This window comes from Vibrio sp. CDRSL-10 TSBA (genome assembly GCA_039696685.1).
Classification (GTDB): domain Bacteria; phylum Pseudomonadota; class Gammaproteobacteria; order Enterobacterales; family Vibrionaceae; genus Vibrio.
This window is the reverse complement of record CP155566.1, coordinates 1,592,144-1,617,614: the sequence shown is the minus strand read 5'-3', so window position 1 is coordinate 1,617,614 and position 25,471 is coordinate 1,592,144. Positions and strand designations below refer to the sequence as shown.

Annotated in this window: 22 protein-coding genes and 4 pseudogenes; 17 read left to right on the top strand and 9 right to left on the bottom strand. The window is 47.9% G+C overall.

Going from position 1 to position 25,471, the window contains the following annotated elements:
• Nucleotides 1-8: 8 nt before the first annotated feature.
• On the bottom strand, nt 9-950 hold the full coding sequence (locus tag ABDK09_15025) for an NAD(P)-dependent oxidoreductase (protein XAW90659.1): 942 nt from the start codon (nt 948-950) through the stop codon (nt 9-11).
• Nucleotides 951-1,411: 461 nt separating this feature from the next.
• Between ABDK09_15025 and ABDK09_15020 the strand changes: the two are divergent.
• The 6 genes and pseudogenes from ABDK09_15020 to ABDK09_14995 all read left to right on the top strand — a co-directional run bounded on the left by ABDK09_15020 (nt 1,412) and on the right by ABDK09_14995 (nt 7,303).
• Nucleotides 1,412-2,441, top strand: a pseudogene (locus ABDK09_15020) (amino acid ABC transporter substrate-binding protein).
• A gap of 88 nt (nt 2,442-2,529) precedes the next feature.
• On the top strand, nt 2,530-3,738 hold the full coding sequence (locus ABDK09_15015) for an amino acid ABC transporter permease (protein ID XAW90658.1): 1,209 nt from the start codon (nt 2,530-2,532) through the stop codon (nt 3,736-3,738).
• A gap of 1 nt (nt 3,739) precedes the next feature.
• Nucleotides 3,740-4,838, top strand: a pseudogene (locus ABDK09_15010) (amino acid ABC transporter permease).
• 22 nt (nt 4,839-4,860) lie between these two features.
• A complete protein-coding gene (locus ABDK09_15005) occupies nt 4,861-5,616 on the top strand; it encodes an amino acid ABC transporter ATP-binding protein (protein XAW90657.1) in 756 nt (251 codons plus the stop codon).
• Nucleotides 5,617-6,057: 441 nt separating this feature from the next.
• Entirely contained in the window at nt 6,058-6,720 is a 663-nt protein-coding gene (locus ABDK09_15000; GenBank protein ID XAW90656.1) for a Bax inhibitor-1/YccA family protein, read from the top strand.
• 253 nt (nt 6,721-6,973) lie between these two features.
• On the top strand, nt 6,974-7,303 hold the full coding sequence (locus tag ABDK09_14995; protein ID XAW90655.1) for a TusE/DsrC/DsvC family sulfur relay protein: 330 nt from the start codon (nt 6,974-6,976) through the stop codon (nt 7,301-7,303).
• Between the two features lie 37 nt (nt 7,304-7,340).
• Here the strand turns inward: ABDK09_14995 and yccX are convergent, their stop codons facing one another.
• On the bottom strand, nt 7,341-7,616 hold the full coding sequence (yccX, locus tag ABDK09_14990; protein XAW90753.1) for an acylphosphatase: 276 nt from the start codon (nt 7,614-7,616) through the stop codon (nt 7,341-7,343).
• A gap of 266 nt (nt 7,617-7,882) precedes the next feature.
• On the opposite strand from yccX, the pseudogene ABDK09_14985 reads away from it, so the two are divergent.
• From ABDK09_14985 to ABDK09_14950, 8 genes and pseudogenes are all read left to right on the top strand, one after another.
• A pseudogene (locus tag ABDK09_14985) lies at nt 7,883-9,077 on the top strand (class I SAM-dependent methyltransferase).
• Between the two features lie 339 nt (nt 9,078-9,416).
• Complete coding sequence (locus ABDK09_14980) at nt 9,417-10,559, top strand: amine dehydrogenase large subunit (GenBank protein ID XAW90654.1); 1,143 nt, start codon at nt 9,417-9,419, stop codon at nt 10,557-10,559.
• Nucleotide 10,560: 1 nt separating this feature from the next.
• Complete coding sequence (locus ABDK09_14975; GenBank protein ID XAW90653.1) at nt 10,561-11,115, top strand: MauE/DoxX family redox-associated membrane protein; 555 nt, start codon at nt 10,561-10,563, stop codon at nt 11,113-11,115.
• The gene (locus tag ABDK09_14970) at nt 11,115-11,501 is read left to right on the top strand and encodes a hypothetical protein (GenBank protein ID XAW90652.1); all 387 of its coding nucleotides are present in this window, start codon (nt 11,115-11,117) and stop codon (nt 11,499-11,501) included. Before ABDK09_14975 ends, ABDK09_14970 begins: the two co-directional genes overlap by 1 nt.
• A complete protein-coding gene (locus ABDK09_14965; GenBank protein XAW90651.1) occupies nt 11,458-11,721 on the top strand; it encodes a hypothetical protein in 264 nt (87 codons plus the stop codon). The genes ABDK09_14970 and ABDK09_14965 overlap by 44 nt, the downstream gene beginning before the upstream one ends.
• A 16-nt stretch (nt 11,722-11,737) precedes the next feature.
• A complete protein-coding gene (locus tag ABDK09_14960) occupies nt 11,738-12,277 on the top strand; it encodes a methylamine dehydrogenase light chain (GenBank protein ID XAW90650.1) in 540 nt (179 codons plus the stop codon).
• On the top strand, nt 12,270-12,713 hold the full coding sequence (locus ABDK09_14955; protein XAW90649.1) for a cytochrome c: 444 nt from the start codon (nt 12,270-12,272) through the stop codon (nt 12,711-12,713). Before ABDK09_14960 ends, ABDK09_14955 begins: the two co-directional genes overlap by 8 nt.
• Nucleotides 12,714-12,716: 3 nt before the next feature.
• Nucleotides 12,717-13,172 carry a hypothetical protein gene (locus ABDK09_14950; GenBank protein XAW90648.1) on the top strand — a complete coding sequence of 152 codons (456 nt, stop codon included), beginning with the start codon at nt 12,717-12,719 and terminating at the stop codon, nt 13,170-13,172.
• A gap of 177 nt (nt 13,173-13,349) precedes the next feature.
• Here ABDK09_14950 and ABDK09_14945 read toward each other — a convergent pair.
• Nucleotides 13,350-14,304, bottom strand: a pseudogene (locus ABDK09_14945) (EamA family transporter).
• A 536-nt stretch (nt 14,305-14,840) separates the two neighbouring features.
• Between ABDK09_14945 and ABDK09_14940 the strand changes: the two are divergent.
• The gene (locus ABDK09_14940; protein ID XAW90647.1) at nt 14,841-15,449 is read left to right on the top strand and encodes a DUF554 domain-containing protein; all 609 of its coding nucleotides are present in this window, start codon (nt 14,841-14,843) and stop codon (nt 15,447-15,449) included.
• 126 nt (nt 15,450-15,575) lie between these two features.
• Here the strand turns inward: ABDK09_14940 and katG are convergent, their stop codons facing one another.
• From katG to ABDK09_14925, 3 genes are all read right to left on the bottom strand, one after another.
• Nucleotides 15,576-17,750: a catalase/peroxidase HPI gene (katG, locus tag ABDK09_14935; GenBank protein XAW90646.1), complete on the bottom strand. Its 2,175-nt coding sequence runs from the start codon at nt 17,748-17,750 to the stop codon at nt 15,576-15,578.
• Nucleotides 17,751-18,145: 395 nt separating this feature from the next.
• Complete coding sequence (locus tag ABDK09_14930) at nt 18,146-18,496, bottom strand: cyclophilin-like fold protein (GenBank protein ID XAW90645.1); 351 nt, start codon at nt 18,494-18,496, stop codon at nt 18,146-18,148.
• Nucleotides 18,497-18,878: 382 nt separating this feature from the next.
• Nucleotides 18,879-19,508: a carboxymuconolactone decarboxylase family protein gene (locus tag ABDK09_14925; GenBank protein XAW90644.1), complete on the bottom strand. Its 630-nt coding sequence runs from the start codon at nt 19,506-19,508 to the stop codon at nt 18,879-18,881.
• A 468-nt stretch (nt 19,509-19,976) separates the two neighbouring features.
• Between ABDK09_14925 and ABDK09_14920 the strand changes: the two genes are divergently transcribed.
• Complete coding sequence (locus tag ABDK09_14920; protein ID XAW90643.1) at nt 19,977-20,888, top strand: AraC family transcriptional regulator; 912 nt, start codon at nt 19,977-19,979, stop codon at nt 20,886-20,888.
• An 88-nt stretch (nt 20,889-20,976) separates the two neighbouring features.
• Complete coding sequence (locus ABDK09_14915; GenBank protein ID XAW90642.1) at nt 20,977-21,132, top strand: hypothetical protein; 156 nt, start codon at nt 20,977-20,979, stop codon at nt 21,130-21,132.
• Nucleotides 21,133-21,364: 232 nt separating this feature from the next.
• Here the strand turns inward: ABDK09_14915 and ABDK09_14910 are convergent, their stop codons facing one another.
• From ABDK09_14910 to ABDK09_14900, 3 genes are all read right to left on the bottom strand, one after another.
• Nucleotides 21,365-22,867 carry a HAMP domain-containing sensor histidine kinase gene (locus ABDK09_14910; protein XAW90641.1) on the bottom strand — a complete coding sequence of 501 codons (1,503 nt, stop codon included), beginning with the start codon at nt 22,865-22,867 and terminating at the stop codon, nt 21,365-21,367.
• A gap of 1 nt (nt 22,868) precedes the next feature.
• Nucleotides 22,869-23,552, bottom strand: a complete 684-nt coding sequence (locus ABDK09_14905; GenBank protein XAW90640.1) for a response regulator transcription factor — start codon at nt 23,550-23,552, stop codon at nt 22,869-22,871.
• Between the two features lie 247 nt (nt 23,553-23,799).
• Nucleotides 23,800-24,999: a type III PLP-dependent enzyme gene (locus tag ABDK09_14900; protein XAW90639.1), complete on the bottom strand. Its 1,200-nt coding sequence runs from the start codon at nt 24,997-24,999 to the stop codon at nt 23,800-23,802.
• Nucleotides 25,000-25,471 lie beyond the last annotated feature (472 nt).

The following is a 25,471-nucleotide window of genomic DNA, read 5'->3' as shown; positions in this document are numbered from 1 at the left end:
CTGTGCTGTTAACTTTTCTCGCTACCTTCACCAAGGACGCGCTGCTGCCCTTGCAGTAAAGAGTATTGCTGCGTCCCCTTAGGAATCAGTACACAGACCCGTAGCTGTTGCTGATGTGCTTGTTGCAGACGCTCTCCGAGTTGCGCCGCACTGGCAAATGCTTCCCTCTCCGCATCACGACGACACAAATCGATGAACTCAAAAGCACAGCTTGGCGTATGCAGTACCAATTCAGCTTGTTGCATATAACGTAAAGCTTTCAGCGGCAATAGTTCTACATCAGACCCGCATTCAATCCAGGTCACTTCGCCTTGCTGTGGCATTGGCTGTCTGATCAGTTGGGTATAGGCACTTTCCAGAGCTTCACGACTCTTGGCATTTTTTACCTCTGGCAGCGCAAAAAATTGCTCCCAGAACTTGCGTCGTTCATCAACCGTCGGTAACGCACTTTTGATCGAGTTGCGTTTAGAGGCACCGAAGTCTGCCAGCAGGCTCAGATTTTGCGGCAGTACGGCTTCCAATGTTTCACGCACGTTGCGAATCAGCACCGGCGAGGCACCACCACTGGAAATGGCCAGTTGAATTCGCCCTCTCTCAATCATCGATGGCGTGATGAAATCGCAATATGGCTGATCGTCAACAACGTTGACTAAAACACCGATCGATTTGGCATCTTTATGCACTTGATGGTTAAGGTCAGGATTATCGGTCGTTGCCCATACCTGAATGTACTCTTGAGTGAGTATTTTCGAGGTATAGAAGTTTTGAATCCATTGGCATTTCCCCTCATCGACTAAGGACTGCAGAGTCGGGGCAATTTGCGGGGATACAATGGTCACTTTGGCTCCGGCACGTACCAGGGCATCAATCTTGCGGCACGCAACTTCCCCTCCGCCCACCACAAGTACCGGTTTATTTGCTAAGTCCAGAAAAAGAGGAAAATATCGCATTTTATTTTGACCACAATCTAAATAACTATTCGTTTTATGCTACCAAAAACGGTGCAAAAAAATCACTACCATCAGGAGATGAAAAAATTTATAACCAAATTTTCTAACAAAACCAGTGTTTAACTCCAAATTAACCTACCATTTATGTGTGTTAATATTAAGTTAACAGTCAATAACATATAACCATCCTGATGCACTATCAGTGTGCTCGGTTGCACTATTTACAACCGTGCAACATTTAGCCATTCTAACTACAGCTCGGTAAGCACTCTCAAACCAAATTCTTTTCTAAATTATACATTTGAGAAAATTCAATTCCTTACCTACGCTTATAAACGGTTGATTTTTAAACAGGCGATCATCGCCAGAATACAACCGAAATCTAATAAAAAACACTACATTTTGTGAACCCAACTTGCGGGCTCACTTGGTCAAATATGGATCATACAGGAAGGATACAAATGGCAAATAAACTAACACTTCTCGCTTCCGTCGTAGCGGCATCTACTGCCATGATGGCGAACACCGCATCAGCTGCTGAAAGCACCCTGGATAAGGTCTTAGAGCAAGGCGTCCTGACTTGTGGTGTAAGTACTGGTCTACCGGGCTTCTCAAACCCTAACTCCAAAGGTGAATGGGAAGGGATCGATGTTGAATATTGTCAGGCTTTGGCCGCTGCTGTGCTAGGTGACAAAACTAAAGTTAAATACGTACCTCTGACCGCAAAAGAACGCTTCACTGCTCTGCAGTCAGGCGAAATCGACGTGCTGTCCCGCAATACGACCTGGACTCTGCATCGCGACAGCGCCTTGGGTCTTAACTTTGTTGGCGTCAACTACTACGACGGCCAAGGTTTTATGGTTAAGAAAGAGCTGGGCATCAGCAGTGCTAAGGAACTCGACGGTGCATCAGTTTGTGTTCAGTCAGGCACGACTACTGAGCTGAAACCTGGCTGACTACTTCCGTAACCAGGGTATGAGCTACAAGCCAGTGGTATTTGATACTGCAGCGCAAACATCGAAAGGTTTCGATGCCGGTCGCTGTGACGTGCTGACCACCGACCAATCCGGTCTGTACGCACTACGTCTGAACCTGCAATCTCCAGATGCAGCCATGGTACTGCCAGAGATCATCTCTAAAGAACCTCTGGGTCCGGTTGTGCGTCAGGACGATGACAAATGGTTCAACGTAGCCAAGTGGACACTGTTTGCTATGGTTAACGCAGAAGAATACGGCATCACTTCGCAAAACGCTGATGCAATGCTGAAATCAGATAACCCTGAAATCAAACGTATTCTGGGTGTAGATGGTCCAAAAGGTTCAGGCCTGGGTATTCGTGACGACTGGGGCTACCAGATCGTTAAACAAGTCGGTAACTACGGTGAAAGCTTTGAGCGCACAGTAGGTAAAGGTTCGCCTCTGCAGATCTCCCGTGGTGTCAACGCACTGTGGAATGCTGGCGGCTTTATGTACGCGCCACCTATCCGTTAATACAGAGTGTCCGTAAATAGACATTGACAACCTATGGGCGGTGTAAAGCGCCGCCCTCAGTCAAAAATGGATATGAGGTTATCGCTGTATGAAACCTACGAATACTTCTGTGCCGAAGTCAGCGGCCCCTGCTGCGGCTAAGAGCACAAGCTTACTCTACAATCCCACTTTCCGCTCGGTCGTGTTTCAGATTCTTGCTGTGTCCGTGCTGGTCCTTTTTTTCTACACCATTATCAGTAATACCTTACACAACCTGGAATCACGCGGTATCGCGACCGGTTTCGCGTTCCTTGATCAACCGGCTGGCTTCGGGATTGGCCTCAGTCTGATCGACTATGACGAAACATACTCCTACGGGCGTACATTCGTTGTGGGCCTGCTCAACACCGCGTTAGTGTCGATTCTGGGTATTATTTTCGCTACTGTCATCGGATTCATTCTGGGTATCGCCCGTTTGTCATCCAACTGGCTGGTCAGCCGACTGGCAGCGGTATACATTGAGACGTTTCGTAATATTCCTCTTCTGCTTCAGATCTTCTTCTGGTACTTCGCTGTGTTACAGGCTCTGCCGTCACCGCGTCAGAGTATGAGTCTGGGTGAAGCGATTTTTCTGAACGTTCGGGGGCTGTACTTCCCGGCACCGGTTTTTGAACCCGGATCCAATGTAGTGGTGATTGCGTTTGTTTTGGGCATTATTGCCACATTCGCTATCGGGGTTTGGGCTAAAAACAAACAGAAACTGACCGGTCAGCAAACGCCGATGGGGCGCATCGCGCTGCTGCTGTGTATCGGCCTGCCAGTGATTGCCTACTTTATTATGGGTATGCCAATTTCTGCGCAATATCCAGAGTTAAAGGGTTTTAACTTCCGTGGTGGTATCAGCATCATTCCTGAACTGGCTGCTTTATTGGTTGCTTTAAGCGTTTATACCGCCGCCTTTATCGCAGAAATTGTCCGTTCCGGTATCAACGCAGTCAGCCATGGTCAGACCGAAGCGGCCATGTCTCTTGGCTTACCACGCGCTAAAACCTTGAAACTGGTCGTCATTCCACAGGCACTGCGCATCATCATACCGCCACTCACCAGCCAATATCTTAACCTGACCAAAAACTCATCCCTGGCGATGGCGATTGGTTATCCGGATTTGGTGTCTGTGTTCGCCGGTACCACACTGAACCAGACAGGTCAGGCTATTGAGATCATCGCCATGACCATGGGTGTATATTTGGCACTTAGCCTTATCACATCAGCGCTGATGAACCTGTATAACCGTAAAGTTGCTTTGGTGGAGAGATAAGATGAAAACACATCAGTTTCAACCTAGCTTGCCGCCACCAGCAAATACCACAGGTCTGGTCGGCTGGCTGAAGAAAAATCTGTTCAATGGTCCGGTCAATTCGGTTGTCACCCTGATTCTGGCTTACGTTGCCATCTCAGGAATCTGGTCCGTACTGGACTGGGCAATCATCAAGGCTGACTGGATCGGTACGACACGTGATGCTTGTAGCCGGGATGGCGCGTGCTGGGTTTTCATCAGCGTGCGCTGGGATCAGTTTATGTACGGCTTCTACCCGACGGAAGAATTATGGCGCCCTCGCCTGTTCTTCGCCACGCTGGCTATCTTCGTCGCATTACTTGCGTACGAAAAAACGCCAAAGCGTAGCTGGTTATGGCTGTTCTTTATCTTCGTCTACCCGTTCATCATGGCCACATTACTGTACGGTGGCGTCATGGGACTACCAGTGGTTGACACCCACAACTGGGGGGGTCTGCTGGTCACGCTCATCATCGCCTTGGTCGGTATTATTGCCTCTTTACCAATCGGTATCGTGCTGGCACTCGGCCGTCGTTCAGACATGCCGGTTATTCGCAGCCTGAGCACGGTTTATATCGAAGCCTGGCGCGGTGTACCGCTTATTACCGTGCTGTTCATGGCATCGGTCATGTTGCCGCTGTTTCCTGTCTGAGGGTTCAGAGACAGATAAACTGCTGCGTGCTCTGATTGGTGTGGTGATGTTCAGCTCCGCCTACATGGCCGAGGTTATCCGCGGTGGTTTGCAGGCGATACCGAAAGGTCAGTACGAAGCGGCTGATGCTCTGGGTCTGAGCTACTGGAAGAAAATCGGCCTGATTATCATGCCTCAGGCATTAAAAATCACCATTCCGTCGATTGTGAACACTTTCATTGGTCTGTTCAAAGACACCAGTCTGGTGCTGATCATTGGGATGTTCGATGTGTTGGGCATCGGCCAGGCCGCCAATACCGATCCCGACTGGTTAGGTTTTGCTACGGAAAGTTATGTATTTGTCGCGTTAGTGTTCTGGGTGTTCTGTTTCGGCATGTCGAGATATTCGATTTGGCTCGAAGGTAAACTCCACACCGGCCACAAACGATAAGCAATGATTCAAGGAACGTATTATGACGCCACAAAACTCAAATGAAACCATGATCTCCATTAAAGACATGAACAAGTGGTACGGCGAATTTCACGTACTGAAAAACATCAACCTGGAAGTTAAGAAAGGCGAACGTATCGTTATTTGTGGTCCATCCGGTTCAGGAAAATCGACCATGATTCGCTGTATCAACCGCCTGGAAGAACACCAGAAAGGACAGATCGTTGTCTCCGGCAACGAACTGACTGAAGATTTGAAAAACATCGAAGCGGTACGTCGTGAAGTCGGTATGTGTTTCCAGCACTTCAACCTCTTCCCGCATCTGACGGTACTGGAAAACTGCACCCTTGCGCCTATCTGGGTAAAGAAAATGCCGAAAGATGAAGCCGAAGCGATTGCGATGAAATACCTGAAACGGGTAAAAATCCCTGATCAGGCAGACAAATACCCGGGCCAGCTTTCCGGTGGTCAACAACAACGCGTAGCCATTGCGCGCTCGTTGTGCATGAATCCGCAAGTAATGCTGTTCGATGAACCGACATCAGCACTCGACCCAGAAATGGTGCGCGAAGTGCTGGACGTTATGGTTGAGTTAGCAGAAGAAGGCATGACCATGTTGTGTGTGACCCACGAAATGGGCTTTGCCAAAGAAGTGGCTGACCGGGTGATATTCATGGATGCCGGCGAAATTATCGAAGAGAACAATCCAAAAGATTTCTTCGAAAATCCGCAATCTGACCGGACACAGGCATTCCTTGCGCAGATTCTGCATCACTAAGTTGCTGACATGACTGGTTTGTAATCAACCACGTATGCAAGTCACACACTGATGCAAGTCAACCTGATGTAAATACCACTCAAAGAGGCGAATCATCGCCTCTTTATTTTTTGCGGCTATATCCATTTACCGTCACATACACTTGGCATATCGTACTACCTGCCCCATCACTTTATTCCGGCTGAGAATCACAATGCTGTATTAGTGTGATTGCTAACATTCATTTAAAAACAACCATTTTTTAAAATAGTATTATCAATCATGCAATTAGTGATACTAAGCCAACCACGGTGGTAATAGTGTGTTACAATTTGAACCCACAACAAATCGCCGTTTTTGGTTAAAATTTACGGTACGTGGATGCGGCAGAGACTTGAAAAATGGAACTTTTGCCCGCATAAATGGCCATATAAATATCACAACCTTTCTATGAGGAAGAGTATGAACAGTCCTATGTATTCACGCACCTCGTCTTATGACAGTGCATTACAAACTAACAAGGTGCTGAGAAACACTTACGCACTGCTTTCAATGACACTGCTATGGTCTGCGGTTGTGGCTGGTATCTCAATGGCGATGAACCTTCCTCGCCCGGGAATCATCATTATGCTGGTCGGTTTCTATGGCCTGCTATTCCTGACTGAGAAAAACCGCAACAACGGTATGGGCCTTGTTTTCACATTCCTGTTCACCGGTTTCCTGGGTTACACCATAGGTCCAATCCTGAACATGTACATTGGTGCAGGTATGGGCGATGTGGTTCTGACCGCACTGGGCGGTACAGCTCTGGCCTTCATGGGTGCGTCTGCTTATGCACTGACCACTAAACGTGACCTGTCATTCCTGGGTGGCGTACTGATGGCCGGTTTTGTGGTTCTGCTGATCGGTATGGTCGCAAACATCTTCCTGCAAATGCCTATGCTTCACCTGGCAATGAGCGGCATGTTTGTACTGTTCTCAACTGGCGTAATCCTGCTGACAACTCAGCAGATCGTACGTGGTGGTGAGACAAACTACATCTCAGCGACAGTGTCACTGTACGTATCGATCTACAACCTGTTCATCAGCCTGCTAAGTATCCTTGGCATCATGAACGACGACTAAGTCTTAGCTGGCGAAGTTGCCACAGACAACCTAAGTTGCGGTAGATAAATATCGCTAACTTAATGTCTATCAAGCCCGGGAGCTCTGCTCTCGGGCTTTTTGTTTTACTTAAGGCTGAACCACCGTAAAAATGGAACAGCTGATGAGCGTTTGCCGAGGCTCATAACACTGCATGATAACAAGCCGATATTAGAGCTTGAGCAAATTCATTCCCTTCGCTACCCTTAGCGCAAATCGTTCACTGGATAATAATATGTTTGAATACAACGGCAAAACTATCGACACCGATGCCCAGGGCTACCTGCTTGATTACACGGTGTGGGAAGAAGGGATGATTGACATTCTGGCCAAGGAAGAAGGCATTGCGCTGACCGATGCTCATCTTGAGGTTGTGCATTTCGTGCGTCGCTTCTACGAAGAATTTAACACGTCGCCGGCCATTCGTATGTTGGTGAAAGCAATGGAAAAAGAGCACGGTCCGGAAAAAGGTAACAGCAAATATCTGTTTAAGTTGTTCCCTAAAGGTCCGGCCAAACAAGCAACCAAGCTCGCCGGTCTGCCAAAACCGGCCAAGTGCTTATAAGCGCCAATCTCCAAGCCGTGAAATCCTGTAAGCCAATTTACAGGATTTCAAAACCACGATAGTTTTTATCGGTGACACACTCAGTGCGCTCTACCCGCTCAACACTGGCGGTTCTTGGGCCTTCCTGCAGCCATTGATATAACTCTTCGACCTTATCGTGGTCACCACATGCAATCACTTCCACGTCACCACTAAACAGATTTTTAGCATAACCGGTTAAACCTAGTACCAATCCCTGGTGCGCGGTGTGATAGCGAAATCCCACCCCCTGGACAACGCCCGACACAATAAACTTATCGCATTTGATCGACATGTTGTTCTCTTCCCGTTCCGATTCCAAATCCGGCTGCTTGCCACCATCCCTGGTGAATAGCCGTTTTAATATCTTCATTATCATACTGCTACGCCATGCACACTGAAGTTAATCTGCGAGCTAATTATTCAACCTATTCAAGGATAGACAATTTTATCCTGCTCCACCGTGCTTAATCTCAAAGACTATTTTTCATCTATGTTTGCTTTTCTGCAGCAGTTCCATGAAAATACCCGCCCTTTTCTAATAATCATTTGAGTAACGCAATGACTCCTGCAATCTATCTGGTCAAAGGTCGTGAGAAATCTTTACGCCGCAAACACCCTTGGGTGTTTTCTCGTGGTATCAGCAAAATCGAAGGCGAACCTGGCCTGGGTGAAACCGTTGATGTCTATACCCACGAAGGCCAATGGCTTGCCAAAGCTGCATACTCTCCGCATTCTCAAATCCGTGCCCGTGTCTGGAGTTTTGAAAAAGAAGCCATCGACCGTGCATTTTTCGTCAAACGCATTCAGCAGGCACAACTGCTGCGTGAAGACATCATTGAACGCGACGGTCTGACCGGTTACCGCCTGATTGCCGCTGAATCTGATGGTCTGCCAGGAATCACCATCGACAAATACCAGGATTACCTGGTATGCCAACTGTTGAGTGCCGGCGCTGAACATCAGAAAGAAGACTTGGTTGCCGCACTGGTAGAATGTTTCCCGCAATGCAATATCTATGAGCGCTCAGACGTAGCAGTTCGCAAAAAAGAAGGGTTGCAGGAGCGCGTCGGCGTGCTGCATGGCGAAGAGCCGCCTAAATCCGTGGTTATTGAAGAGAAACGGAGTCAAGATCAGCGTCGATATCGTTGGTGGTCATAAAACGGGTTTCTACCTGGACCAGCGTGACAGCCGTCAGCAATCAATGAAATACGTGAAGAATAAAGAAGTGTTGAACTGCTTCTCATACACTGGCGGTTTTGGCTTGTATGCCCTCAAAGGCGGAGCGAAGCGCGTTATCAACGCCGATGTATCTCAGCCTGCTCTGGATACCGCCAAATTCAATGCTGAACTGAACGAGTTCGATATCAGTAAAAAACGCGCCGTGTTCCTCAACGCCGATGTATTTAAACTGCTGCGTGAATACCGTGATCAGGGTACCCAGTTTGACGTCGTCATCATGGATCCACCAAAATTTGCTGAATCAAAAGCTCAGCTCAACGGTGCGTGCCGCGGCTACAAAGACATCAACATGCTGGCGATGCAAATCCTGAAACCAGGCGGTACGCTGCTGACCTACTCTTGCTCGGGTTTAATGGATCAGGTGCTGTTCCAAAAAATCATTGCCGATGCGGCGCTGGATGCCGGTCGTGACGTGAAGTTTATTGAACGCTTCGAGCAAGCGGCCGATCACCCGACCGATACCGCTTACCCGGAAGGTTTCTACCTGAAAGGTTTTGCCTGTAAAGTGCTCTAATTCCCGCTCTTCAGCGACTAAGCATAATTTTCAGCGACCCAACGTAAAAGGCTTCCCACACGGGAAGCCTTTTCTTTAGCGCGGTGCTTTATGGCCTTACTACGCCATTCAACACAGTTCAATTTAGTGCACATACTCCAAAACAGTGCATTGAAAACAAAATAGTTTTAATAAAATACATGCGATACTGGCGGTAAAGTTGACCACAGAAACAGATGCCAGACCAGATGTAACAAGGTATGTCACCACCGTATATTTAACTCAATAGAAATAAAATAAATACATGGCATAAACATTGCCATTTAAAGAATGATTTCTTAAAACGAAAAGGATCATTCAATGAGAAAAACTGTACTAGGCGCGTTATTTATCAGCGGCTTAATCTTCCTTCCAACGTCATATGCAGCGACGCAATTCAAACCAGAACATGTCTCAGTAGAGAAAGAAATTAAACCAGGGCCGAACGTATTCGTCATCGACCAAAGTTGGTCTGGTGCCAGTATGATCACCGTGCTTGGTTCTGAGGAACTGCAAACCAAAGGTAGCATCTCCACTGGTCTGATTGCACAGTTTGGCCTGTCTAAAGACAAGTCCCAACTGTACACCGCATCCGTTTACCCAAAACGCATCGTTTGGGGTGATATCGATGCTGTAGTGCAGAAGTTCAATGTGAACTCACTCAGCCTGGATAAAGAGATTGAATCATCGCCTAAAATGGCGCAATCCGCAGCTTATGTGAATTCGTTCCAGCTATCCGCCAGCGACAAATACGCTTTTGTGCAAAACGCGACACCCGCCGCTTCAGTCTCTGTGGTTGATATTGCCAACGGCAAAGAGCTGCTCGAAATACCGACTCCGGGCTGCTGGGGTATCTATGCCTCTCAGAATGACAACAAATTCAGTTCAGCCTGTGGCGACGGCACCTTTTCCACCTATGTGATCAGCAGCGATGCTAAAGATTATACCGCCCACAAAAGCGAGAAAATCTTCGATACCGACGACGATGCCCTGTTCATTACCGCTCAACGCGATGGCAACCAACTGATGTTCACATCGTTTAAAGGCAATATGTATGTCCTGGACGATAAAGCAGACAGCGTTAAGCTCACTGAAAAATTCAACTATACCCAGAACATCGAGGGTGAATGGTTACCTGGCGGGTATGAAGTAATTGGCTACAACCAGCCGAATAAACTGATGTTTGTCACCATGCATCCAGAAGGCCACGAAGGCAGCCACAAAGATGGCGCTGAGGAGATCTGGGGCATCGACATGAAGACCCATAAAGTCGTGACCCGAATTGAAGCGGATGAACCCATTTCACTGGCGGTATCTCAAACTCAATCACCGGATGTGTACACACTGACCGATGAAGGCAGCGTGGTGAAATACACCTTTAGCGGCGACAAGTTTACAGGCAGCAAAGTACACGAAGTCGAAGAAATCGGCGGATTTACTCAAATGCTGATGGTGGACTATTAATATGCTCACTTCCTGGATAACCCAATATCACCTGACCATCATGACTTTCTTCGTGCTGGTGTTTATTCAGGCTGCATTGCACAAAGGCTCGGATTTACGCCGATTCTCCGGCTATATCAGTCACTATTCCCGTCATTTCGAAAAACCCGCCTTCGCTCTGGCACTGTTGCTGTTTAGTGCCGAAGTTACCGCGATAGTACTCAGCATCTTTCCCGCCACCAACCAGATTGGCGAAGGTTTGATGCTGGCTTTACTGTGCGGTTACACCGCAGCGATGGCTCATCAAATGAGAACCGGTCAACGGGAAATAGACTGTGGCTGCGGCGGCACACCCATTGTGGTCTCCCGCCGTACTCTGCTACGCAATGCAACACTGATTGTTCTGGCAGCTTCCATGCTGATGACAGCGACTCAGCCTATCAGCAGCCTGAGTCTGGCCATGGCTATCGCCGGTGGAATCATCCTCTGGTTTGGTTATTACCTTCTGGAACAACTGATGCACAACCACGATTTGATTTTGAAAATCGCTCAACACGATCAGGAAAAGGACATCTAATGAATACTGTATTACTGTTCGCAGTCGGCTTTCTAACATTGCTTGTCGCACTGCTTTTCGTTGCGTTTATCGCACTCTCCCGGCAGGTCGGGATTTTGTTCGAACGCATTACCCCGGTTGGTGCCATGATCAATAATAACGGTCCACAACTGGGAGAAAAACCGCAACCGATGACGCTGATGTCTCTTAACCAAGGTGAAGTGACTTTAGGCGGCCAGCAGGCTAAGAGCACACTGGTGCTGTTTGTTGCCCCATCCTGCCCTATCTGTAAAGTACTGTTACCACTTATTAACAGCCTGCAAAAAGCCGAAGCGTCCTGGCTAAATGTAGTTCTCGCCAGCGATGGTGACGAAACCGGCTCAACGGGCTCTGATCACCAAACATAAACTCGAGCACATTCCTTATGTGCTGTCACAAGAATTGGGTATGGCTTATCGCGTCGCCAAACTGCCATTTTCAGTACTGATGGACGAGAAAGGTCAAATCATTTCAAAAGGTCTGATCAACAGCCGTGAACAGTTGGAAAGTCTGTTCAACGCTAAAGAGAGCGGCTTCGCCTCACTCCAAGATTTTTCTCAAAAACAGACCATGACGGTTAATCACTAAGCAGGAGACAGTGACAATGAAAAAATTCAGCGAAATGTTATTGAATGCCATGGACAGGCTCTCAGAAAAAACCGTGCGTCATTCAGCACGCCAAATCGGGCGACGTAACTTCCTCGCCAAAGCTGGTGTGTTCATGGTCGGTACCGGCATGATGCCGCTGTTACCATTCGATCGCTCCAGCGGTAAAGTATTTGCGGCGGAAGGACCGGGCGATGATCCCAACAGTTGTGATTACTGGCGCTACTGCGCACTGGATGGCAACTTATGTACGTCATCCGGCGGTAGTGAAACCACCTGCCCAGCAGGCTCTGAAGCATCAAAAGTCGCCTGGGTCGGCACCTGTCTTAACCCGCATGACAACAAAAACTACCTGGTTTCTTATAACGACTGCTGTGGTAAAGCCAGCGTTTACAGCTCTGAGGCTTGCCTGAACAGCGATCGCGAACGTCCCGGATACCGTATGGGTCTGCACAATGATATCAACTGGTGTATGGCGAATACTAACAAAGGCTATCACTGTACTGTTGCTGCTCTTGTGGGGTTAGCCAATGAGTAAATCGTTACGCTCTGTTTTGACGACTGCAATATTGCTTGGCATGTGTTCCGGCGCCAACGCAAGCTCAGGACAAGAAAAATTTGCGACCAACTGCTCCGGTTGTCATGGACTGGACGCCAAAGGCATTGTTGGTCTTGCTCCGTCTCTGGACAATCCCGAGCTTTGGAAACGATTGGGGAGTCACCGTGACCAATACATCGCCGGCGTAGTAACCGGTGGTATGAGCGGCAAAATCGAGTCTTTAGGTAACACTTATCAGGGATTTGCTATGCCTCCGCAAAACTATCTTGAAACTGCTGATCTGGTTGAAATCACTCACTATATCTTAAGTGATATCAACCATCTGAGCGGTGGCCCGGATGCCAACTTAATTGACAAATATAAGGAGAATCCACTCTCTCATCCGGAGCTTCATCAGTTACGCGACGGAGAATAGGTTATGAAAATCAGGCATTACCGACGTTGGTTGCAATGTGGAGTGCTGAGCTTAAGCGTGATGAGCGGTATGTTATTCGCCACCAGCAATACACCTCAGCAGAACTACATCCTGAAATGTTCCGGATGCCATGACAGCGATGGCTCAGGTTCCGTCCCGGGAGGTATTCCTCCCTTACCCGGCTATCTGGGGGCTTTTATGGATGATGACCAAGGGCGCATCTACCTGATGAATGTACCCGGGGTGGTCGCTTCCGGACTGAACAATCATGACCTCGCGGTTTTGATGAACTATCTCAATGATAAATGGGGAGATAAAGTCAACGCACGGCCCTACACCGCAGAAGAAATCGCGCAGATTCGCTCTGCCCCTCTGCAAGATGTGGTGAAATACCGTCGCCAGATAGTGGAGCGCTTTAACCTGTCAGGTATCGAAACCGGCAGTTATCCATGGCCTTAGCGTTTCTGGTAACAAAACCTATCCGTTGCATTCAAACTGTCTCTTGAGATAAAAACAGAGCAGAAAACCAGCAAAGGCCTGCATTGCAGGCCTTTTTTCATCGACGTTTGGGCATTACTTGAGCCATTACTAATTGGGAAATGTGCAGGCAAACGTATTCAAATCGCCACGCATCGATTAATTAACATGCAGCAACTGAGAGTCTGAGTCAGGTAAGACACTGCTATTACGCACCTGAATCATCAGACAAAGACAAATTAAACCAATCCCAACCCATCCGATAAACGGGATGATTTCACCGACCACCACAACGGCAAGCACAGCGGCGACAACAGGTTCAAACAAAGTAAGTAAAGTAGCGCTGCTGGCAGACACAGAACGTAAGCCGTAGCCAAACGCCAGATAGCCGATAAACATCGGGACAAAAGCCATATAGCTGATGACTAAAATATTCCGCACGCTGGTGAAAAGGTGATCACCGGTAAACCATAACGACGGTAACAATATAAGTGCCGCTACACAGAAACAGACTGCCCATCGCCGCATCGGAACGAATTCCCTGGTCGATCATTTTTTTAGCCACCCATGAATAGTAGGCATACGAAGCACCCGCAACTAGGCCAAGTCCAATCCCGATGTATTTATCAAGGTCAAAATTAACGCGACCGTCGCTGACCGGGTTTGAGAACCCTAAGTTGGAGAAACCCAAGCTGGAAAAACAAAGCAACGTCATGCCGACCACTCCCAGTAACAAACTGAGTAACCAACGGCGGTCGATGGTCTGTGTTTGGCTAAGGAAACGTTCAAACAGAGCCGAGATGAACGGAGCTGAAGCAATGGTAATAACTGTGCCGATGGCGACACCTGCCATTCGCATTGACGAATAAAACGCCAGTGGATAAATAGCGACCGCAATCCCGCCTGAAACTAACAAGGGTTTGTCTGCCAGCAGATCCCGCCAACTGCGGCGCAACGGCTTGCGCGCCAACAATGCTTGTAACAGTCCACCGATCCCCATCGCAAATGCACCAATCGCCAGTGCTCCTATCTGCGGTGCAAAACTGGCAACCGTGCCTGTCGTTCCCCATAACAGTGCTGCCAGCAGTACTGCCCAATGTCCACTTTGCTTCACTTACCCGCCTTTTTATCTGTTTGATCTGTTTTATCTGTTCGTCTGTTTTAGTTGATAAATCCAACCGTTGGCTTTGCGTTATCGGATGATTACCGAACAATTTAAACCAAATATGCAAAGTATGATTTCACATATCGCAACAAAACTTATTGTCGATTCAACCTGGCTTCATCCGTCTAAATGTCCAGACAAACGTTATCATGCTAAACGCATGATAACTATCAACAATTAATAGTGAACACCATGTTGCAACTCATTGATTTAATTTCACTTTACTTTCAGTCGATTAATTAACTAAAAGTTAGTTATGCACTCGGTATAGTAAAAAATCGTGATGCAATTCACACCCTGAATTTGATCATCCGCGTCTCTCATTAGCAGAGCGGTTCCTTTCTATCACAATAATTCTACGAATACAGGCTTAAACATGATTGGTCCATTCATCAACGCAGTGGCAATCGTCTCAGGAAGTATACTGGGCGATTTATTTGGCAATAAAATTCCCGAAGGCATGAAAGAGCGAATGCCGATGGTCTTTGGCCTTGGTTTCTATGGGAATTGGGATTTCACTGACCATGAAAGTGCAGTTGTTACCGGCAGTCGTGTTATCCTTGATTCTCGGCGCTGTGATCGGTGAACTGATTGACCTGGATTTGCAAATTAAACGCTTTGCAAACCTGCTCAAATCTTTAATTGCACGTTTTGTCTCGCCACCGAATAGCTCAATGGATCAAAACGCCTATATGGACCGTTTTATCTCAATCATGATTCTGTTCTGTGTCAGCGGTACCGGTATTTTCGGTGCGATGAACGAAGGAATTACCGGTGACCCGGCATTACTGATCGCGAAATCATTCCTCGACTTTTTCACTGCGGCTATTTTTGCCATTTCACTGGGATTACCGGTTGCCGCACTGGCCGTACCGCAAGTCATCGTGCAGAGCATCCTGTATTTCTCAGCGGCAGCGATTATGCCACTCACCACACCAACCATGATTGGCGACTTTTCTGCTGTCGGTGGACTACTGGTATTCGCAACCGGATTTAAAATCTGCGGCACCATCCATTTCCCGCTTGCCAACCTGCTGCCAGCCGTCGTGATCGCAATGCCGGTATCCGCGATGTGGCTGCACTTTTTTGGCTGATATACCGATTATCTGTATGCAAGTTATATGCATGCCAGCCATATGCAAAAAGAAGACTCCCAACCGGGAGTCTTCTTTGCTTTAGAGCCAAATTTTAAGTCTGATTCTGTTTGATGATATAACCATTCACACCAAGTCAAACCGGTCTGCGTTCATCACTTTGGTCCATGCGGCCACAAAGTCATTGATGAACTTCGCCTGGTTATCATCCTGAGCATACACCTCGGCATAAGCACGTAAGATGGAGTTGGAACCAAACACCAGATCCACACGGGTTGCTGTCCATTTGGTTGTGCCACTCTTACGCTCGACAATATCGTATGAGTTACGACCGGTCGGTTTCCAGCTGTATGACATGTCAGTCAGATTGACGAAAAAGTCATTGGTCAACGTGCCGACACGGTCAGTAAACACGCCGTGTGCACTGCCTGCATGGTTGGTACCCAGTACTCGCATACCACCAATCAGCACCGTCATTTCAGGTGCAGTCAGGCCCATCAGTTGCGCGCGGTCCAGCAGCAGCTCTTCCGGCTTCACTACATAATGCTGTTTCTGCCAGTTACGGAAACCATCCGCCACAGGCTCCAGCACATCAAAAGACTCAACATCAGTCATGTCTGCCGTTGCATCACCACGGCCAGGGCTGAACGGGACTTTAACGTCAAAGCCAGCCGCTTTGATGGCCTGTTCGATGCCGACGTTACCGGCCAGAACAATAGTATCCGCCACACTGATGCCTGCGTCTGCAGCAATGCCTTCCAGCACAGCCAGTACTTTGTTCAGACGCTGAGGTTCATTACCTGCCCAGTCTTTTTGCGGAGCCAGTCGGATACGTGCGCCATTCGCACCACCACGATTGTCCGAACCACGGAACGTGCGGGCACTGTCCCAGGCAGTTGAAACCATGTCACTCACGCTCAAACCGCTCGCGGCGATTTTGGCTTTGACAGCATCCACATCGTAGTCACTGCGGCCAGCCGGAATCGGGTCTTGCCAAATCAGGTCTTCCGCCGGTACATCCGGACCAACATAGCGAGATTTTGGCCCCAGGTCACGGTGAGTCAGCTTGAACCAGGCTCGGGCAAAGACTTCGTTGAAGTAGTCCTGATCTTTGTAAAAACGCTCAGAAATCTTGCGGTATTCCGGGTCTTCTTTCAGGGCCATATCCGCATCCGTCATCATCGGATTACAACGAATTGAGGCATCTTCCACATCAACCGGTTTATCTTGCTCTGCGATATCAACCGGTTCCCATTGCCAGGCACCTGCCGGGCTCTTGGTCTGTTTCCACTCATGCTCGAGCAGCATTTTGAAGTAACCGTTGTCCCACTGAGTTGGGTGCGTGGTCCACGCGCCTTCCAGACCACTGGTTACTGTGTTTCGGCCAATACCACGTGATTTATGGTTAATCCAGCCCAGGCCCTGCTCTTCAACATCAGCGCCTTCCGGATCCGGGCCCAGTTCAGCAGCATCACCGTTACCGTGCGTTTTACCCACGGTGTGGCCGCCGGCTGTCAGTGCCACCGTCTCTTCATCATTCATCGCCATGCGGGCAAAAGTCACTCGCATGTCCTGTGCGGTTTTGAGCGGGTCTGGATTACCATCAACGCCTTCAGGGTTTACATAGATAAGGCCCATCATTACCGCCGCCAGCGGGTTTTCCAGATCACGTTCACCAGAGTAACGCGTACCTTCACTGCCACTTGGCGCCAGCCACTCTTTTTCTGAACCCCAGTAGGTATCTTTTTCCGGATGCCAGATGTCTTCGCGACCAAAACCAAAACCAAAGGTCTTAAAGCCCATTGACTCATACGCCATGTTGCCCGCCAGCAGGATCAAATCTGCCCAGCTTATTTTGTTGCCGTATTTTTTCTTCAGCGGCCACAGCAGACGGCGTGCTTTGTCAAGGTTGCCATTGTCCGGCCATGAGTTAAGAGGAGCAAAACGTTGGTTGCCTGTTGCACCGCCCCCGCGACCATCAGTAGTACGATAACTGCCGGCTGCGTGCCAGGCCATGCGAATCATCAGGCCACCATAATGGCCCCAGTCTGCCGGCCACCATTCCTGACTGTCGGTCATCAAAGCTTTAAGGTCAGCTTTCAGTCCTTCAACGTCGAGTTTCTTTAGCTCATCACGGTAATTGAAGTCGGCTCCGAGCGGATTGGTCTTGGTATCGTGCTGATGAAGAATATCGAGGTTAAGAGCATTCGGCCACCAATCCATATTGGACTTGCCCGCAGAAGTCATACCGCCGTGCATTACCGGACACTGACCCGCAGAGTGACTGTCATGATTTGCCATACATTGTCCCTTTTTCGTGTTATTGGTTTCAGTAATTTTTGTCAGCCTTCCCACCGTTTGAGTCAGCTAACTGCAAGAAATATCAAAATATTTAATGACTATGACTCTGAGTCTAGTAGCTAACTAACCATTATTCATATTATTTGTATCAATCAATTTGATAGTCTAAATCTATTGATAAAAATAAAACTATCGAACTATGGCGGGCTATTAAGCACAAATGCGGTTTGAGAGACGGAAAGCGCTCAGGCGGACAAAATGTACGCTGTAAAGAAGAAAGAATGGAAGCGCAACTGGCAGGTAAAACGTGTCAATAAAGCGCCGTTTATGGCAGTTCGTGATGAAGATAGTAAAGTAGAAAAAGCCCATCACAAGGATGGGCTCACAGTCAGGAATCAGTCGACCAGATCAATGGTCACGGTTGGCGAACGTTCTGCAGTAAAACGCTCCAGGCCACCTTCCAGTTTACCCAGATTGATCCGGCCAGACGCATGACCAAAATCTTTGTAAAAGATAACCAGGTTACCCCAAGGTGCATAATAAGAAATATCACCGGCTTTCGATTTAGTGCCGTTCGGAGCACCTTCGCGAGTCAGTTTACTGGGCAGGTAAGCAATTTTTTCCGTACTGGCGTAATCTTCCAGTTCCATGGTTAGAGGCAGTTGGCTGACAAAATCACGCACACTTGGCGTATCTTTCAGGGTTGCAGTCAAGCTGCGGTCATCAAAAACGAAACGAATTTTCATTGTATTATCTCCATGATTTAGCCCGGAAAGATTCGTATCGTCCGCAGCTAAACTGGTATGAGCGGTAAACAGTGCCAAACTCACTCTTTAACCTTGGGTGAATTGCTTGTAGCCGAGGAAAGAAAGAATAATATTCAACACGAATCGTTGATTTTATTCTGCCGAGTTTTCAGGACAAAAAAGGCCCTGGCCCCTTGCGCGGTGCCTGTAATAAATAAATTTAAATAGCTACGTTAATCTGTGCGTTAACGTCATTTTCATCTTGCTATCACGGCCTTCGGCACCACAAACTTGCGGGGAGCTGAAATCAACGTTGATAGCGTGCTAACAGAACCAATGAGAGGGTAAGGAATATTTGATCAATGCTCCTTATCCGGAACCGTTATTTCAGCACAGCGTCCAGAACCTGAGCGGCATTTGCAGCAATCTGATCGCCACAATCCTGGCTCAATATTTCTACGAAAGCACGCAGTTGCTCTGGTGTAATGTCGTTATTCAGGCTGATGTTGTAGTGCGCCTGAAGTTGGCTGTTTGCGCCCGGCAAATTCGCCAATGCTGCGATAGTAGCCAATTCACGGACTCTCCAGCTCAGAACATCACGCTGAAAAATGTCACCGAACAAGTGTGCTTTCAGATATTGATCCACTTCCGGAGCAAAATCGAACAAAGGACCAGACACTGGCTGACCAATCAACTTAGTTTGGTTTTCAGTACCAAATTCCAGGCTGGTTATATCTGTTGGCAGCGGAGAAGCGGTTGGCCCTTCAGGATCATTGATACCGTCGGCCTTACGCTGAGTCATGATACCCATAAAAGTGCCCATTGCGTTCAGACTGCGCGGAAAACCAGTGTATGCATACAACTGTGTCAGAACTTCTTTGATTTCATTAACGGTTAAACCGACGTTCAAGCCTTTGACCAGACTGGTTTTCAGCTGCTCAATGTCTCCGCTGGCGGTAAACGCCGCGATAGGTACGATGGCTTGTTCTTTCTGGTTAAACTCTGTTTGCATAATCAACTCTCCGACATTTTGGGTTGAGGAAAACTTCTTAAAGTTTGGGAAAAATGCGGTGTCTGTCAGAAGTATTTACACTCATTTCATCAAAGCCTGTTTTATCCCATGACTTCTTCAAGCTTCCAAACTGTAGTGCCAATTTACTCCCTGTCTGCGATTTTGCGTTAGCCTAATCATTGCCAATACTTGCCTGATTGTACAAAACATCAAACAACAACCAAGTAAACACCTGAGCACGCACACACAGAGCCGACTATTGAAAACAAACTTAATAATATGTTTAGAAACAAATAATCTTTTAAAAAACGAAGCAAGAACCAACGAGAACACCCAAACCTCCGTTCTTCACAACCCTTTAAAGCTGGCAACAATCTTGCCTAATACTCTTTACATAGAGAAAGTTGCTGTTATAACTATTCTATCTTTATCTATCACATCACCATTAAGGTCATCTGTGGAGTACCTATGAGCAGTGAACAACGTATGGTCAGCGCTTCACAAAAACTGGCCAGGCAAATTGAGAACTGGACAACCACAAATACTCAGTTTGAGACAGACATTCCCGGCCTGAAACTCAGCCGATGGAACGCGCCTACTCCGCCAACAAGTTATACCCTCAACCCAAGCATCTGCTTGATTGCTCAGGGCACCAAACGGGTAATCGTTGGTGATGAAGCCCACACTTATGACGCGAACCACTTCCTGATCTCATCGGTTGATTTACCGGTCATCGCTAACATTATTGAAGCCAGTGAAGACGCACCCTACCTGGGCTTGATTATGGAACTCGATTTGCAAGAGATCTCCCAATTAATCGTAGACAGTGAGTTTTCCTTTAACCACGGTAAAGGAGCCCAGAGCGGTATTGCCGTTGGTGAACTGTCTGACAGCCTGCTCAACGCATTCATTCGTCTGATGGCACTGCTGGACGAACCCGAAACGATAAAAATTCTGGCTCCTGTCATCAAACGTGAAATCTTTTATCGTCTGCTGATGACTGAGCAAGGCGTTCGCCTCAACCAACTGGTCACCGCTGGCAGCCACAGCCACCAGATTTCTAAAGCCATTGACTGGCTTAAAAACAACTTCGTCAAACCACTCAGTGTCGGTGATTTAGCGTCTTACAGCGGCATGAGCAAATCCGCGTTTTATACCCATTTCCGCTCGATGACGTCGATGACACCGCTGCAGTTCCAGAAAAAGCTGCGCCTGAATGAAGCTCGCCGCCTGATGCTGACGGAAAACCTCGATGCAATGGCTACGACATTTAAAGTGGGTTACGAAAGCCCGTCTCAGTTCAGCCGAGAATACAGCCGCCTGTTCGGCGCGCCGCCGTCAAAAGACATCAAAGCGTTGCGCGAAGCCGACTCGGCTTGATCCGGCAAAGCGCCAGCTGTCCGACATCCACGACAAACAGCTTAGCCTGACCGAATCTGGCTATGCAGTGTTGAAAAAGGCAGAGCAAATGGTCGATTTGATGGAGAGCATCAAAGAGAAACTCAGTCAGGGCTTGCTGGATTTGGGGCTGCAGCTTGAACCGGTGGAGATAGATCAATACCAGTTTATTCGTATGCCGGAAAAAGAGCGTAGGGGTTTACTTGCACCCACGGACTATACTTGACCCAGCGGACAATGCCCTGGCAGAAAAACACGACATCAGTAAAGAATAGTTGTTGGAACTGCTGCTGATGATAGCGCAACGTCCATCGCTACAGAAATAGCTGCTCAACTGGATGAATGTCGAGATCAGCCAGGAACCAACCGGTAAAACAGCCCATTCCCGAACGGGACTGCCGATGCAAAAGAGCACACCACACGGAGTGCTCTTTTGCATTTTGAGCTGTGCTCTCGAATTAAAGCGCAGCCTCTTCCTCAAGATGCTCGTCTTCAATCTGAGCACCAGATTTAGGAATACGGATTGTGACCATCAGCGTCAGTGGTTCAGGTAGGGTAAAGCTCAAATCATAGCGATGCTGCTGACAAATATTATTTATAATAGAAAGCCCTAAACCAAAGCGTTCATTGTTGGTCCGCGAATCATCAATCTGAAACAGTGGCTGAACCATTTTATCCAACTGCTCCTGAGAAATGGTATGGTTGAGGTGATTGGAAATACTCAGCTCGTAGTCACCCTCCAACTCACGCCAACGCACTTCTACCCTGGTTTGCGCCGGACTATAGTAAAGCGCATTATCAAGCAAATTGATCAGTATGGTTTCCAGGCTGAAGCGGTCGGTCAGGAACCATTCATCGGTTTCACAGCGTTGCTCAAGGCGTTGTTCCACATTCGGGTATTTGAATTCAATATCATGTTTGACCTGGGCAAACACTGAGCGGATCGACAAGGCTTCTTTACTCAGATTCAGTGACGGAGAGGCGGTGCGTTGCAGCAGCAGCAGTTTTTCGACAATCGACTTCATCCGCTTGGCAATGGCCAGAATATCATCCGGATAGGTTTTACTGATGCGTTCATCATCCGGATAACGGATATGGACCTCACTCAGTGTAATCATCTCTGCCAGCGGGGTTTTCAGTTCGTGGGCAATATCGCCGGTGATGCGCTGCTCATTTTTAATCAGTTGCTGGTTACTGCGGATAAATCGGTTCAATTCTTTACGAATCGGCTCAATTTCGACTACTTGCGTATCAGGAATAATCAATTCAAGCGCCGAGAACTGATCAGCAAGACTCAGTGTTTTCAACTCTTCATTCAGTTTATCCAGCGGCGCCAGGCCGCGGCGGATGATGGTTTTGGTCACAAAACGCATCACCATGATCGCCAACAGAAAACTGCCGATCAGTAACCCGTCCACCAGCCACAGCAGGCTATCCAGGCCGCCGGCTGACTCATAAATCGTCATGGACACCGCTTCGATACTGCCATCATCACTTTGCGGCACAAAATTCGACAAGGTTGCTTTGCCCAGTTCTCCGTTTGGCATCACCACATCAATAATGCGCAATTCACCAATCGCGATGTCCGGCTCAATCAGATTCACATTTGGATAGGCTGTCAAAGTTGGCGAGCGACCGATGGTTTGACCGTCGTGCCAGATCTGGAAATAGTGCGGATCGTCTTCAGAGCTGTATTCAGGTAAAAAACGCAGATCAGCGGTAAATTCGACTTTATCGTGATTAAAACTGATTTCGGATTTGAGGTAGTTGGCCTTATTCAGCATTGCCTGATTGAATTGATCTTCTACCCAGTCATCAAGGCCAATATCAACCGACAGAAATACCGCGAACAGAAAGAATCCAAACACCAGAGAAACAGAGTTGATCAGTTTACGTTCTATCGAAGTAAAACTCGCACCCTGACCAGAGGCTAATTGCTGATACACTGATTTGACTGACATGTTAACCCTCAGCTGATTTTTCCATCACGTAGCCAAAGCCGCGCTTATTCTTCAGCGGCAGCGAACCCTGCGCATCGCGCACTTTTTTACGAATCGAAGAAATGTGCGCTTCGATGGTGTTTTTCGATAAATAATCAAAATTTCCCACCACCGCTTCACTGATTTGCTCGACGCTGAGGACCCGGTTCGGCGCACTAAACAAACAGTGCAGTATTTTGTACTCGTTCGGCGTCAGTTCAATACTCTTCTCTGCGTAATAGAAGGTTTTATCCTGTTGATTGAGGCGAAAATCGTCCACCACCAGATTATGATCCACCTGATCCAGCGAACCACGTCGCATCAGGGTCAGAATCCGGGCATGCAGCTCTTCAAACGAAAACGGTTTGGTGAGATAGTCATCCGCGCCGAGCATCAGCCCCTCTACCCTTTCTTCGGTCTTGGTTTTGGCCGATAAAATTAACACCCGAGTCTGCTTTTTCTGTTTACGCAGGGCGCGCAAAATATCCAGGCCACTGACGTTTGGCAGCATGAGATCGAGAATAATTAAATCATAGTCATGATGCGTGGCCAGACTGAGCGCCTCCTGGCCATCCCCTGTATCATCAATGGTAAAGCCAAGATGATTGAGACCGACCACCAAACTGCGGCGCAGCGTTTCTGAGTCTTCGATAATAAGTAATTTCACGCTGATATCCGTTGTTACTCTGTATCTTTGGTTAAGATAGAAGGCGTTAGCTTACTTGAAATCAGCCCAAATGTGGACATCCTTGAGCTCGTCGCCACAAAGCAAAGCGCTGAATCGCCCGAACAAAACACAGTGTTTAAGATTGGGTTTAAAGAGTAATACCAAGCACTGCCGCAAAACAAAAAGCTCCCACCGGAGTGAGAGCTTAATAAGTGGGTCTCTGTAGCGTCATTGAGACGCCCAGATGTTAGCCGATCATGCGTTCGCAGTTGGCCACTTGCTCGTTAAACACGACGGTTTGTGCGCGTTTAAAGAAGTTAAAGTCGGTTGCTGTTGCACTGGTGTAAGCACCCATCATGCGACCGATGATCAAATCACCGTTGTCCAGTTTAGGCAGCATGATGTTTTCAGCAATCACGTCGATACTGTCACAAGTCGGTCCTGCCAGTACGCTTGGTGCGCACTCGCCGCCTTGTTTCAGAGTCACCAGCGGATACTGGGCATCATCAAAGATCAGGCCGCTGAACGAACCGTAAACACCGTCATCCAGGTAGTACCAGGTCTGACCGTCACGCTCTGCCTGACCCATCACTGAAGCGACGCTCATCATACACTGAGCCACAATGAAACGACCCGGTTCAGCAATCACTTGTACAGTTTCTGGCAACAGGCTCAGTGCTTCGTTGATCGGCACACAGAACTGATCAATCGGCATCACTTGTTTGGTGTAGTTCACAGGGAAACCACCACCAATATCCAACGTGCTCAATGCTGGCAGGCCACGTTCTACTGCCTGTTCCATCACTACACGACAAGTATTGATCGCTTCCACATATTTTTGCGGGTTCATGGTTTGAGAACCTACGTGGAATGACAAACCTTTAATGTGGATATTCCACTCTTTCGCCGTTTCGATGATGGTCAGAGCCTGCTCAGGAGTACAGCCGAATTTCTTCGACAGGTCCGCAAACGCTTCTGAGTTACGGAAACTCAGACGCACCAGCAGTTCAACCTGATCGTTATACGCTTTGAACTTAGCCAGTTCATTCAGGTTATCCACCACGAACACATTACAGCCGTACGCCAGTGCATCACGGATGTCGGCATCGCGTTTAATCGGGTGAGTATGAATAGTACGTTCTGCCGGTACGCCTTCTTGCGCCACCAGCTCAACTTCACCACTGGTTGCCAGGTCAAAGCTCGCGCCTTCTTGCAGCAGGGTTCTGACCACAGCCGGGTGCGGCAGCGGTTTCAGTGCAAAGTGCAGAGTCACGTTTGGCAGTGCATTGCTCAGGGCACGGTATTGCTGACGGATAATATCGCAATCCAGCATCAGTAATGGTGCACCAAACTGCTCAACAGACGTTTCGATAAGTTGAACGTCATCAGCAGACAGAGCTTGAGAAGTGAAAGATTGAAAATTAAGAACAGAACGAGAACTAGCCATGGCAAACCTCCAATGTGGTTATGACACTTTTCATTTGTTGTTGGCGGTAATAATGAAAAGTGGAGCGTCAATAAAAGCGCGTAAATGCGCTGTCAAAGTCACTCTTGGATAGTTGCTCTATCGCCTTGCCACAAAACAGACTGTGATGTACTCGGATTGGCTATCATCAAGAAGCGAGGCGATAATAGGGTCATAAGAAACGGAGCGCAATAAAAAATGCGGCTTTGAAAGCAAAAGGTTTTTGTGGTTAAGATTCGATTTATTAATCGTTATTTGCAGCCTCGATTTCAGGGTTTTATGCACAAGAATTGAGGTTAAATTCGCGCCGCTGAGAACTCATCATATACATCGCACCGATAACCTGTTAAAACGCTGTTAGAGCTATCAATGAGTTAACGCTTAACCGCCACAGCAGGTAAGCTGGTGTGGTGAGTGAGATAAAAATTCAGCGCCTTTGTAACCAGCAGTGAAC

Excerpts from the sequence above, each read along its gene's own strand:
- ABDK09_15025 (XAW90659.1), bottom strand. The coding sequence starts at position 950 with ATGCGATATTTTCCTCTTTTTCTGGACTTAGCAAATAAACCGGTACTT.
- ABDK09_15015 (XAW90658.1), top strand. The coding sequence starts at position 2,530 with ATGAAACCTACGAATACTTCTGTGCCGAAGTCAGCGGCCCCTGCTGCG.
- ABDK09_15005 (XAW90657.1), top strand. The coding sequence starts at position 4,861 with ATGACGCCACAAAACTCAAATGAAACCATGATCTCCATTAAAGACATG.
- ABDK09_15000 (XAW90656.1), top strand. The coding sequence starts at position 6,058 with ATGAACAGTCCTATGTATTCACGCACCTCGTCTTATGACAGTGCATTA.
- ABDK09_14995 (XAW90655.1), top strand. The coding sequence starts at position 6,974 with ATGTTTGAATACAACGGCAAAACTATCGACACCGATGCCCAGGGCTAC.
- yccX (XAW90753.1), bottom strand. The coding sequence starts at position 7,616 with ATGTCGATCAAATGCGATAAGTTTATTGTGTCGGGCGTTGTCCAGGGG.
- ABDK09_14980 (XAW90654.1), top strand. The coding sequence starts at position 9,417 with ATGAGAAAAACTGTACTAGGCGCGTTATTTATCAGCGGCTTAATCTTC.
- ABDK09_14975 (XAW90653.1), top strand. The coding sequence starts at position 10,561 with ATGCTCACTTCCTGGATAACCCAATATCACCTGACCATCATGACTTTC.
- ABDK09_14970 (XAW90652.1), top strand. The coding sequence starts at position 11,115 with ATGAATACTGTATTACTGTTCGCAGTCGGCTTTCTAACATTGCTTGTC.
- ABDK09_14965 (XAW90651.1), top strand. The coding sequence starts at position 11,458 with ATGGTGACGAAACCGGCTCAACGGGCTCTGATCACCAAACATAAACTC.
- ABDK09_14960 (XAW90650.1), top strand. The coding sequence starts at position 11,738 with ATGAAAAAATTCAGCGAAATGTTATTGAATGCCATGGACAGGCTCTCA.
- ABDK09_14955 (XAW90649.1), top strand. The coding sequence starts at position 12,270 with ATGAGTAAATCGTTACGCTCTGTTTTGACGACTGCAATATTGCTTGGC.
- ABDK09_14950 (XAW90648.1), top strand. The coding sequence starts at position 12,717 with ATGAAAATCAGGCATTACCGACGTTGGTTGCAATGTGGAGTGCTGAGC.
- katG (XAW90646.1), bottom strand. The coding sequence starts at position 17,750 with ATGGCAAATCATGACAGTCACTCTGCGGGTCAGTGTCCGGTAATGCAC.
- ABDK09_14930 (XAW90645.1), bottom strand. The coding sequence starts at position 18,496 with ATGAAAATTCGTTTCGTTTTTGATGACCGCAGCTTGACTGCAACCCTG.
- ABDK09_14925 (XAW90644.1), bottom strand. The coding sequence starts at position 19,508 with ATGCAAACAGAGTTTAACCAGAAAGAACAAGCCATCGTACCTATCGCG.
- ABDK09_14920 (XAW90643.1), top strand. The coding sequence starts at position 19,977 with ATGAGCAGTGAACAACGTATGGTCAGCGCTTCACAAAAACTGGCCAGG.
- ABDK09_14915 (XAW90642.1), top strand. The coding sequence starts at position 20,977 with ATGGTCGATTTGATGGAGAGCATCAAAGAGAAACTCAGTCAGGGCTTG.
- ABDK09_14910 (XAW90641.1), bottom strand. The coding sequence starts at position 22,867 with ATGTCAGTCAAATCAGTGTATCAGCAATTAGCCTCTGGTCAGGGTGCG.
- ABDK09_14900 (XAW90639.1), bottom strand. The coding sequence starts at position 24,999 with ATGGCTAGTTCTCGTTCTGTTCTTAATTTTCAATCTTTCACTTCTCAA.